Annotated in this window: 10 protein-coding genes; 5 read left to right on the top strand and 5 right to left on the bottom strand. The window is 58.6% G+C overall.

Features of this window, described 5'->3' with window-relative positions:
• Positions 1-208 precede the first annotated feature (208 nt).
• From G5137_RS05635 to G5137_RS05625, 3 genes are read right to left on the bottom strand one after another with little or no spacing between them, the layout of a single operon-like run.
• A complete protein-coding gene (locus G5137_RS05635) occupies positions 209-601 on the bottom strand; it encodes a DoxX family protein (RefSeq protein WP_005336513.1) in 393 nt (130 codons plus the stop codon).
• 39 nt (positions 602-640) lie between these two features.
• Positions 641-1,327 carry a pirin family protein gene (locus G5137_RS05630; protein ID WP_005336514.1) on the bottom strand — a complete coding sequence of 229 codons (687 nt, stop codon included), beginning with the start codon at positions 1,325-1,327 and terminating at the stop codon, positions 641-643.
• Positions 1,328-1,357: 30 nt separating this feature from the next.
• A complete protein-coding gene (locus G5137_RS05625; protein ID WP_013723379.1) occupies positions 1,358-1,690 on the bottom strand; it encodes a hypothetical protein in 333 nt (110 codons plus the stop codon).
• A gap of 258 nt (positions 1,691-1,948) precedes the next feature.
• On the opposite strand from G5137_RS05625, the gene G5137_RS05620 reads away from it, so the two are divergent.
• Together G5137_RS05620 and G5137_RS05615 are read left to right on the top strand one after the other, a co-directional pair.
• Positions 1,949-2,863 carry a LysR family transcriptional regulator gene (locus G5137_RS05620; protein WP_005336524.1) on the top strand — a complete coding sequence of 305 codons (915 nt, stop codon included), beginning with the start codon at positions 1,949-1,951 and terminating at the stop codon, positions 2,861-2,863.
• Between the two features lie 99 nt (positions 2,864-2,962).
• A complete protein-coding gene (locus G5137_RS05615) occupies positions 2,963-3,382 on the top strand; it encodes a hypothetical protein (RefSeq protein WP_139406620.1) in 420 nt (139 codons plus the stop codon).
• Between the two features lie 177 nt (positions 3,383-3,559).
• Here G5137_RS05615 and G5137_RS05610 read toward each other — a convergent pair whose 3' ends face one another.
• Positions 3,560-3,910, bottom strand: a complete 351-nt coding sequence (locus G5137_RS05610) for a hypothetical protein (protein WP_421255046.1) — start codon at positions 3,908-3,910, stop codon at positions 3,560-3,562.
• Positions 3,911-4,109: 199 nt separating this feature from the next.
• On the opposite strand from G5137_RS05610, the gene G5137_RS05605 reads away from it, so the two are divergent.
• The 3 genes from G5137_RS05605 (at position 4,110) to G5137_RS05595 (ending at position 7,759) form a co-directional block, all read left to right on the top strand.
• On the top strand, positions 4,110-4,832 hold the full coding sequence (locus tag G5137_RS05605) for a response regulator (RefSeq protein ID WP_216979694.1): 723 nt from the start codon (positions 4,110-4,112) through the stop codon (positions 4,830-4,832).
• A 33-nt stretch (positions 4,833-4,865) separates the two neighbouring features.
• Positions 4,866-6,230: an ATP-binding protein gene (locus G5137_RS05600; protein WP_421172997.1), complete on the top strand. Its 1,365-nt coding sequence runs from the start codon at positions 4,866-4,868 to the stop codon at positions 6,228-6,230.
• A 140-nt stretch (positions 6,231-6,370) separates the two neighbouring features.
• The gene (locus tag G5137_RS05595) at positions 6,371-7,759 is read left to right on the top strand and encodes a diguanylate cyclase domain-containing protein (RefSeq protein WP_421205747.1); all 1,389 of its coding nucleotides are present in this window, start codon (positions 6,371-6,373) and stop codon (positions 7,757-7,759) included.
• A gap of 67 nt (positions 7,760-7,826) precedes the next feature.
• Here the strand turns inward: G5137_RS05595 and G5137_RS05590 are convergent, their stop codons facing one another.
• Entirely contained in the window at positions 7,827-9,779 is a 1,953-nt protein-coding gene (locus G5137_RS05590; RefSeq protein WP_421205749.1) for a ligand-gated channel protein, read from the bottom strand.
• Between the last annotated feature and the right edge of the window lie 629 nt (positions 9,780-10,408).

Genomic DNA, 10,408 nt, shown 5'->3' with positions numbered 1-10,408 from the left:
TTTCCGTCACTTCACAAGAGAGGGAATTGTCGGGGATCGGGGGATAAGATGCAAAAGGCACTTGTGGCCAGCAGGCGGGCAAACCGCTGAACCATGAGGGGGACCGCAGATTTGTGCAGCTGCCTCATCGCCCCGGAAAACGCAGACAGAAAAAAGCCGGTGCAGGGCACCGGCCAAAAGGCATTGGAAAACTTGACTCTTCAGGGCATTACCAGTTTTTGCCGAGACGGGCATCCACACTGAAAGCCCCTGCTCCGGCCGCCGCCAGCGCCAGGAAACCACCGGCGACGGAGACGTTCTTCATAAACATCAGCATCTGCATCTGTTCGGCAGGCTGGTAGTGGAAAATAAAGGCAGCCATCAGGGTGAAACCGGCCAGCAGCACGGAGAGGCTGCGGGTAAAGAGACCGAGCACGACGGCAAGGCCACCACCCAGCTCAAGCAGGATCACCAGCGGCAACATAAAGCCGGGTACACCCATCGCCTCCATATAGCCCTGAGTACCGGCATAGCCGCCGATCTTGCTCCAGCCCGCCATTACGAACATCAGCGCCAGCAGTACACGACCCGCCAGCAGCGCTACATCTTTCATCTTGTCCATTTCATATTCCTCGTTTGTGTCACATCACCGCTGACTGCTTCAGGGTAGGTCAAATAACAGAGCTTGGCTGGCACTGGTCGCAACCAGCTCCCACCGGTATTCATCACGACTGAGTACCCCGTCGCCGGGTCGGGCAGCCAGACCGTTGGCGGTCAGCTCCCCTGAAATCATCTGCAGGTAACCGTGTCGGCCAGCCAGTGCCCATTCGAGCGTCTCGCCCGGGGCCAGTTCCAGCCGCCATACGCGGGCCTGTTGGCGGATCCGCAGCGATCCCGCCTCGCCATCCGGTGACGCCACCAGCGTCATGCCCGGTCTGGACTCGATCTTCTTCTGCTGATATCCGGGTGGCGTGCCGAACTCGTTCGGCTCGATCCAGATCTGCAACAGGGAGAGAGGATCCGTCTGCGAGGGGTTGTACTCGCTGTGGCGGATCCCGCTGCCTGCGCTCATCAGCTGGAAATCCCCTGCCGGGATCTGCTCGGCATGGCCGAGGCTGTCCTTGTGCTCTATGGTGCCTTGCAGCACGCAGGTGAGGATCTCCATGTTGGCGTGAGGGTGGGTGGCGAATCCGCCACCCGGCGCAACCAGATCCTGATTGATCACCCGCAGTACCGAGTGCCCCATCCACTCCGGGTCATAGTAGTGACCGAAGGAGAAACTGTGGCGCGCGTCCAGCCAGCCAAAGTTGGCCTTGCCCCGCGCTTCTGCGGCTCTCAATTGCATCATGGTCTGCTCCTCACCTACCGGGACGGTTGATTAACGCTGTTTGCCGCTACCGATGCCGAACGGAATACGGTATTCGCTGCTCTGGTCAGCCAGGCTGACAGTCAGGTTGCCCTGGGTACGGCTTGGGATCCGTACCTGCTGGGTGCCAGTCAGGTTGGCGTGGACTGATGCCAGCAGATCGCCAGACTCGTCACGCACTTCCAGCATCGGATTGGCTTTGCCATCCATTGCGGCAGTGGCGTTCCAGTTCACAAACAGCACGCCGGGCATGGCATTGAAGTCAGCCGGTACGGAAGCTTGGGCGAAACCTGTGGTCATCAGGCCTGCAACGGCCAGCATCTTGATTACGTTTTTCATGTTCATTCACTCTCTTGTTTTATATGTCATTGCCAAGGCCTTTTCGGCCAGAATCAATGCATCCATGCAAGAGGTTATTCAAATAGTGTGTTGTTCTTTCACCGACATCAGACAGACCGATTTGGTGTGTCACAGTGCGGAACTACCCGCATATTTGGCCGCTCGACGTTCCTGCCTAAGCGTTGATTGAATATTAAAGTGACATGACCTAACTTGTTAGCGAGATAAACTGGCAAACATATTCAAAAAAATTGAAGGTGAGGAATGGCCAAGGAATCGAACAAGGAGCGGGCGCTGACCCTGGAGGCAATCCGGGTGCTGGATGCCATCGACCGCCGCGGCAGCTTTGCGGCGGCGGCCGACGAGCTGGGCAAGGTGCCCTCGGCATTGAGCTATACGGTGCAGAAGCTGGAAGACGAACTGGATGCCATGCTGTTTGACCGCAGCGGCCACCGCACCAAGTTCACCCCGGCGGGGCGCATGCTGCTGGAGCGCGGCCGGGTGCTGCTGGAGGCAGCCGAACATCTGGTAGGCGAAACTCGGGCGCTGGCCCGTGGCTGGGAGACCGACATCACAGTCGCCGTCGATGCGCTGGTCCCGGTGCAGGCCCTCTACCCATTGGTGGAGAAACTGGCCGAGCAGACCGATACCCGACTGCGGCTGCGGGCCGAGGTGCTGGCGGGTAGCTGGGAGTGTCTGGAAGATGGCCGCGCCGACCTGCTTATCTCCTCCATCAATCCGGACATCATGATGACCGGCATCAAGCATCAGGTGATCAAGGACGAGGTGATGCTCTACGTCGCCCATCCCGATCATCCGCTACATCAGGAGCCAGAACCCTTGGCCGACGAGACCCTGCGCCGCTACCGCGCCATCGCGGTCGCCGATACCGCGCTGCGCAAGCCGGTGCTCACCTACCGCCTGCTGGACAAGCAGCCGCGCCTCACCGTCAGCACCATGACGGAGAAACGGGATGCCCTGCTGGCAGGGATCGGGGTCGGCACCATGCCACAGAGCTGGATTGAGGAGGACATCCGGGCCGGACGACTCAAGGTGATCAGCCCCGAATATCGCCATCAGATCCAGGTCGTGCTGGCCTGGCGGCGAGACACCATGGGCAAGGCCAAAAGCTGGCTGGTGCGGGAGATCCCAAAACTGTTTGCAGCTGGTGAGAAATGAGATCCAGTTAACAGAAATGTTAATTTCATGCCTCACTTGACGCCCACTATCTTTGCTGATTTCATAGCCGCCTCATTGAACCCATGGAAGCTGTAGAAAATGAAAAAGAGTTTGCTGGTTGCCCTCACCACCCTGCCCCTGTTTGCCAATGCCGGCCTGATGGATTCGCTGACCGACAGCGTCACCAGCAGCGTCAAGGATGCGGCCAGCACTGCCGTATCCGGTGCCATGGACAGCGCATCCAACGAAGCCATCAAAAAGGCGCTGGATATCAAAGAAGGCGGCTCCAACAAGCAGGCAGTCAAAGAGAAACTGGGCGCTCCTGCCTCTACCAAGACCGAGGCCGGTCTGGAAGTGTGGACCTATGACCTGGATGCCCTGAAGAAGGCCTCTCCGCTGCTGGCAGAAACCACCAAAACCCTGCTGAAAGATACCGACGCAGCCAAGAAAAACGTGGTCATCAAGTTCGAAGGCGAAACCGTCAAGAAAGTAGACCTGACCGACAAGGCTCAGGGCTAAGTTCGCTCGTCCGGTGAAGTCGGTTGCACACCCGCACCGGCACAGATAGCAAGAGGGGGAGCATCAGGCTCCCCTCTTTTATTGGCTATCACCAGCGTTTAACCAATCTGCTACTCAACGCAGTAAACACAAAAAGGGTGGCCTCGGCCACCCTTGGGTTGATAACAGCTGGCGCTGTTACTGGTTCGCTTCGGCGAACTGCTTCATCGCTTCGGCGTGCTTGGTCATACCGGCGGCACGCTCGTTGAGCTTCTTGATAAACTCCGCCTTCTTGGCCGGATCTTCAACGCGGTCATAACGTTGCTGCAGGTTGGCCTGGATCTGCTCCGGGGTCATGTTCTGCATGCGGGCCATCTTGTCGTGGCGACCACCGTGGTGTTTGCCACCCATCATGCCACCACCGTCCATCGGGCAATCCACCATGGCACCGGGCTGGCCAGTGGGGGCTGCTTCACTGGCTGCATAGGCACCCAGCGGCAGGCCAAGGATCAGGGTGGCGGTCAGCAGGGTTTTGGTCAGCTTTTTCATGGTCTATCTCCTGTAGGGATGATTCTGGTTCGGCGCTCTTGCCTTGCCCTCAAGTAAACACCCTATCGGTGTCTGAACTTTGCCAGCATCGCCCTTTTTTGTAGCAGAGTGTGGCATCGTGCGGATCTGGCACACTTTGACACAAACCGCCGTCCGGATTTTCGTATACTCGGGCCAACGCCAAGAAGGGGAGGTATTCATGAACCAGGGCAACACCCACATTCTGGTGGTCGACGACCACAGCGAGATCCGCGATCTCTTGAAACGCTTTCTGGAACAGCACGGCCTGCGGGTCAGCTGCGCCCGGGATGGCAAGGAGATGAAGCGACTGCTGGAGGAGCGGGAGTTCGACCTGCTGGTGCTGGATCTGATGATGCCGGGTGAAGATGGTCTGACCCTCTGCCGCGAGCTGCGGGTCAAATCGAACCTGCCCATCATCATGCTCACTGCCATGGGGGAAGAGACCGACCGCATCATCGGATTGGAGATGGGGGCCGATGACTATCTGGCCAAGCCCTTCAACCCGCGCGAGCTGCTGGCGCGGATCAAGGCGGTGATGCGCCGCACCCAAGCCGAGACACAACCTGCCGCTGACACCCTGACCCGGGATCTGCGCTTCGATCGCTGGCTGCTCGACGTCAATCGCCGGGAGCTGGTCGATGAGGATGGGGTGGGCCTCAGCCTCTCCACCGCCGAATTCGATCTGCTCAAGGTGTTTCTCGAACGCCCGCAACGGGTGCTGAGCCGGGATCAACTGCTGGATCTGGCCCGTGGCCGCGAGGCGGTGGCCTTCGATCGCGCCATCGATACTCTGGTGAGTCGACTGCGCCGCAAGCTGGAGCGGGATCCCAAGAATCCGGAGCTGATCAAGACCATCTGGGGTGGCGGCTATATGTTCTCCGCCGACGTGACGCAGGCATAAGCGGTGACCTTTTTGAAACGACTGTGGGCAAAAATATGGCCCAAGGGGCTGACAGGCCAGATCATTCTGGTGGCGCTGGCGGGGCTGATCCTGATCCAGCTGCTCAGCATCCAGATCTACCGCTCGGATCGGGAGGAGGCGCTTGGCTTCGTCAACAGCCGCAACGCCATGCAGCGGATCATCTCGGTGGTCAGGCTGCTCTCTCTATCACCCCCATCTCTCTATGACGAGATCCTCAAGGCGAGCCGCAGCGAAACCCTGCTGCTGCGCCTCTCAGACGAACCACTGCAACCGGATAATCGCAGCCCCCGCTTCGAGCAGCTGGTGCGCTCTCGGCTCGGCTACCCGCAGGGTCTCACCATAGAGATCAGCGCCGAGCTGAAAGAGGATGCCCAGCGCAGCAAAGCCTGGGAGCATCACGCCCGCATGATGCGGGATCGCAAGGGGCCACCGCCCCCATCACGCGACATGCGGCTCTATGGCTCCATCGAACTGCCGCAGGGAGGTTGGCTGCAGTTCAGCTCACTGGTCGACAAGGAGGCGGGCAGCTGGTCGTGGCAAACCACCCTCAATCTTATGCTGGTCGCCAGTCTGGTGATCGGGCTGATGGTGCTGCTGTTTCGCCGTGCCACTCGCCCGCTCAAGCAGCTGGCAGGCAACGCAGATCGGCTCGGACGGGGCGAGGATATCGAGCCCTTGAAAGAGGAGGGGCCGACCGAGATCCGCGAATCGATTCAGGCCTTCAACCGGATGCACACCCGGCTCGACCGCTTCGTGCAGGACAGAACCCGAATGCTGGCGGCCATCTCCCACGATCTGCGCACCCCCATCACCAGCCTGCGGCTGCGTACCGAATTTCTGGCCGATAGCGAGGACAAGGAGCGGATCCAGCAGACCCTGCAACAGATGGAGCAGATGCTGGCGGCGACCCTCAGCTTTGCCCGCGAGGAGGGACAGCAGGAGGCTACCCGCGAGCTGGATCTGGTCAGCCTGTTGGTCAGCCTGTGCGATGACTACGCTGATACCGGCCAGCCGGTCACCTGTCTGGCGGAGGGCAAAGAGGTCTACGCCTGCCGGGCCAACACCCTGCGCCGGGTGCTGCAGAACCTGATCGGCAACGCCATCAAATATGCCGGCAGCGCCGAAGTGTCGCTGGAGCGCTGCAAGGAGGAGCTGTTGATCCGGGTCTGTGACAACGGGCCGGGAATCGATCCTGCGCGGCTGGAGGATGTATTCAAACCCTTTGTGCGGCTCGATGAAGCGCGCAATACCGAGTCCGGCAGTGTCGGGTTGGGGCTCTCCATTGCCCGTACCCTGGTGCATCAGCACGGCGGCGAACTGACCCTGCTCAATCGGCCACAAGGTGGGCTGGAGGCGCGGATCAGCCTGCCGCTGTAAGTAGTCACTCTATCCGCCGACCTTGTCATGGCGCCGTTTACATCATGCAAACTTCATCATTTGAGCGCTTGTTCTTCGATCAGAAAGACGGTGATAATCTGTGACCACGGGACGGTATACGGCAACGGATTGGAGCAAGGATGGCCTCTTCCAGGACAGGAGTCATAGTCAGTATCGGATGGGGGCTCCTGCTGCTCGCCCTTGCCCTGCCTGCCTGGACCAAAGCCCCGGAAGAGCCGATCATCATTACCAACTCCAAAGCCTGGCAGCCCTTCTCCTATATCAATGAGTCGGGCCAGCCGGATGGCCTGCTGATCGATTTGTGGCGTGAATATGCCAGGGTCACCGGCCAGAAGATCGAGTTCAGGCTGGTCGACTGGCAAGGCTCTCTCGACCTGCTCCATGAGGGGAAAGCGGATGTTCACGCCGGACTGCTCTGGTCACCGGAGCGGGACAAACTGTTCGACTATGGCCGGCCTCTCGCCCAGCTCGACTCCCAACTCTTCTTCTCGAGCGAACTGCGCGGCACCGATGTCCACTACTACCTGCTCCATGAAACGGTCGGTGTGGTAGCCGGTGGCTACGAGGAGTATTACGCCAGACGCTACTTCCCCGGCACCCAACTGCAGACCTTCGACGACAATGACACCCTGCTGGCGGCGGCCTTTCGGGGCGACATTAAGGCCTTTATCGCCGATCTGCAGGTCGCCAACTTCTACATCTATACCTCGGACGATCCCACCCGCTTTATTCCGGTTCGCCACCTCTATACTGACCAGATCCGCTTTGCGGTGAGAAAGGGCGACCTTGCCCTGTTAAACCGGCTGGAAGAGGGGTTCGCCAAGCTCAAAGAGAGCGATCGGGAGCGGATCATCCGCAAGTGGATGCATGTCGAAACCGTCTACCCCATCCATCTCGGTCCCTGGCTACTGCTTGCTGGGGCATTGATCATGGTGGCCTACATAGTGCAATTGCGCCGCGCCGTTGCCAGCCGCACCACCGAGTTGAGCCGCGCCAACGCCAGACTGGAGAAACAAGCCAGTACCGACCCCCTGACCGGCCTGCTCAACCGACGGGCATTCATGCCTGCCATGGAGCAACAGCTGGCAAGTGGGGATCCCTGTGCTCTGCTGCTGTTCGATGTGGATCACTTCAAGGAGACCAATGACCGCTTTGGTCATGGCATCGGGGATCTGTTGCTGGAAAAGCTGGCCACGACTGTGACCAACCTGTTGCCCGAAGAGGCTCTGCTGGCCCGCATCGGCGGCGAGGAGTTTTGCCTGCTGCTGCCGCTGGCCACGCTGGCAGAGACAGAGCAGTGGGCCAAACGCCTCTGTCAGGAGTGCAATCAACAAACTCTGTACACCGACAATAGTGCAGTGACACTATCCATCAGCACCGGGGCAGTCTGGGTAGCCGCAGAGAGAGAGGCTGATGCCGACCAGCTACTACGGCAGGCTGATGCCCTCATGTATCAGGCCAAGGGACGGGGGCGCAATACCTGGCAAGCCGCCTCCTATCAGGCATAGCACCCTGACGGACGCGCAATAAAAACGGCCACCATCAGAAGATGGCGGCCGCATGACAGGTTCCCTATCAGAAGTTGTAGGTCACGCCCAGGTTGTAGCGGCGACCATCCAGTACAGTGCCATAGCTGCTGTAATCCACCATCTTGTCGAACAGGTTATAGACCCCGGCGGTCAGATCCAGATGCTTGTTGGCCTTGTAGACCAGGCCCATGTCAAAGAAGGTGTAGGAAGGAGTCCCCTCCGCCATCTTGACCCGGCTCAGGTACTCGGAGGTCTCGCCACGGAAGTTTACCCGTGACCAGAGGCTGAGATCCTCGGTGGTTTGCCAGTCAACACTGCCGTTGAACATGTGACGGGGCATCTGGTTGAGGGCATGACCCGCCAGTGGACCACTCTTCTGCTCGGACTGGGTAAAGGTGTAGCTGGAGCTGACCGACCAATCCTCATTGATGGCCCAATCCATCATCCCCTCGACACCGCGCATGTTCGCCTTGTCGACGTTGACCCGATCACTGATGAAGTCATAACTGTGACCATTGAGGGTACAGGCGGGATCACTCTTGCTGGTGCAGCGACGCACTTCGGAGATCTTGTTCTTGAAGTCGGTGTTGAACAGGGTAACCCCGGCGTTGAAGCCCTGATGACCGTTCCACAGCAGGCCGATCTCTTCACTCACGCTAGTCTCGGGTTTGAGGTCCGGGTTACCGACCAGCATACCATCCAGGCTGCCACCACCGGTGACCTGACCCCAGTTGGCCGCCGACATTCGCAAGTCAGGAGAGCGGTAACCGGTCGATACGCCTCCTTTCAGGGTCCAGCTATCATCCAGATGCCAAACGCCGTAGAGACGCGGGCTCCAGTGAGAACCGTAGTTCTGGTCCCGATCCATGCGGGCGCCACCGGTCAGGGCAAAGCTGTCAGTGAGTGACCACTCATCCTCGACAAACATCGCCCAGCTCCAGCGGGTCAGCTGCTCGGCAGGGTTGGCCACTTTCAGGGTATTGCCCTGATCGTGCAGATCCTCATAACGATACTGCCCACCGACGCTCAGGTAGTGATCCCCCAGAATGAACTGGGTGTGGGTATCGGCGATGGTGTTGGTGAGCTCCATCTGGCGGCCGGGATTGGTGTTGGTCTCCTGCTGCAGATAGCTGCTGGAAGAGCCGAAATCATACTGACCATCATGGGTCAGCGCATAGTTGGTGCGCTCGTATCGGTTAAGGCTATCTTTCGCCTTGGCAGCCAGCGAATTGCCGGCCGTGCGATCCCGATCCTGCAGACTACGACTGGCTTCCAGATCGAAGCGGTTATGGTCATCAGGCTTGAAGCTGAGCACCGCCGTGCCACTGCGAGTCTCTTGCTCGGCAAAACCCTGGGTAAATTTGTCTTCACCACGATGAGCAAGCTGACCGTGGAAACGCAGCCCCAACACGCCATCGATCAGTGAACCTGCGGTATAGGCATCGGTCTGGAAGCTATTGCCGGCATCCTTGTTCTCCTGGAAGGTCGAATCAGCGTGAACCGAGCCCTGCCAAGCCAGACCGGTGGTCTTGCGGGTAATGACGTTAATCACGCCCCCCATGGCATCGGAACCATAACGGGATGACATGGGACCACGGACGACCTCAATGCGCTCAATCGCCTGCAGTGGCGGCAGCCAGCCCTGCTCGATACCCGGACCATCGCTGTTCGGGCGAGTGCCACGGCTATCCACCTTCTTGCCATCAACCAGCATCAGGGTGTATTTCGAGCCCATACCGCGAATGCTGATATCACTGCTGCTGCCACCACCGGTCACCACCACACCGGGAACATCCTTCAGGGCGTCAGTCACATCGCGATAGGCCCGCTTTTCCAGCTGCTCACGGGTAATCACGGAGATGGAGGCGGCAGAGTCTTCAATCTTCTGCTGGAAGCCGGAAGCGGTGACGACCATCACCTCTTGTTCGGCAGCATAGGCCTGGGTCGCAAGAAGGGAGCAGATCAACAAGGCAAGCTTGTTCGGTTTCACTGTTGTCATGTTTTAGCCTGAACATTATTAGTAGGAAGGTGACGTATTCCCTTATTTCACTCATTACAACGCCCTAGCATCCGGCCAGACGCAGCATTAGAAAAGGCTCATTTGAAAAGCACTTTATTAATCAGCCCGCATTGTAACGACCTCGCCAGAATCATTCAAACAATAATCATTATCATTTGATTCATGTGGTATTCCTGCAGCAGAATCGCTCATTCTTGATAAGAGACTGTTTTAATGGAATAAATCCATAAGTAAAAAAGGGGATTACACAAACAAGTGGAAGCGATGACGTACCGTTGCAAGATGGCCTGATTTAATCGTCATGCAGGTGGGGTGTGATGCGATACAGAGCTGGAAACAGTAGCAAGAGCGCCAACAGGGGGAAGGTATTGCCATCGCGGTGGGATGTCGGCAGCTCACCAGCAGGCTAAAAACATCAAAACCCAGTCGTCAGACTGGGCTTTGTGTTGGTTCTGGTGTGCAAACCCGTGGGACTTATGGGCAAAAACCGCCCATAGCAAAAAGGCCTTCCCATCAGGGAAGGCCTTCAAATTAGTGGCGGAGCGGACGGGACTCGAACCCGCGACCCCCGGCGTGACAGGCCGGTATTCTAACCGACTGAACTACCG

Source organism: Aeromonas sp. 600282 (assembly GCF_049175755.1).
Lineage (GTDB): Bacteria > Pseudomonadota > Gammaproteobacteria > Enterobacterales > Aeromonadaceae > Aeromonas > Aeromonas veronii_A.
This window is presented reverse-complemented; position numbering and strand designations above follow the sequence as displayed.

Coding starts and splice junctions, on each gene's coding strand:
- G5137_RS05635 (WP_005336513.1), bottom strand. CDS start 601: ATGGACAAGATGAAAGATGTAGCGCTGCTGGCGGGTCGTGTACTGCTG.
- G5137_RS05630 (WP_005336514.1), bottom strand. CDS start 1,327: ATGATGCAATTGAGAGCCGCAGAAGCGCGGGGCAAGGCCAACTTTGGC.
- G5137_RS05625 (WP_013723379.1), bottom strand. CDS start 1,690: ATGAACATGAAAAACGTAATCAAGATGCTGGCCGTTGCAGGCCTGATG.
- G5137_RS05620 (WP_005336524.1), top strand. CDS start 1,949: ATGGCCAAGGAATCGAACAAGGAGCGGGCGCTGACCCTGGAGGCAATC.
- G5137_RS05615 (WP_139406620.1), top strand. CDS start 2,963: ATGAAAAAGAGTTTGCTGGTTGCCCTCACCACCCTGCCCCTGTTTGCC.
- G5137_RS05610 (WP_421255046.1), bottom strand. CDS start 3,910: ATGAAAAAGCTGACCAAAACCCTGCTGACCGCCACCCTGATCCTTGGC.
- G5137_RS05605 (WP_216979694.1), top strand. CDS start 4,110: ATGAACCAGGGCAACACCCACATTCTGGTGGTCGACGACCACAGCGAG.
- G5137_RS05595 (WP_421205747.1), top strand. CDS start 6,371: ATGGCCTCTTCCAGGACAGGAGTCATAGTCAGTATCGGATGGGGGCTC.
- G5137_RS05590 (WP_421205749.1), bottom strand. CDS start 9,779: ATGACAACAGTGAAACCGAACAAGCTTGCCTTGTTGATCTGCTCCCTT.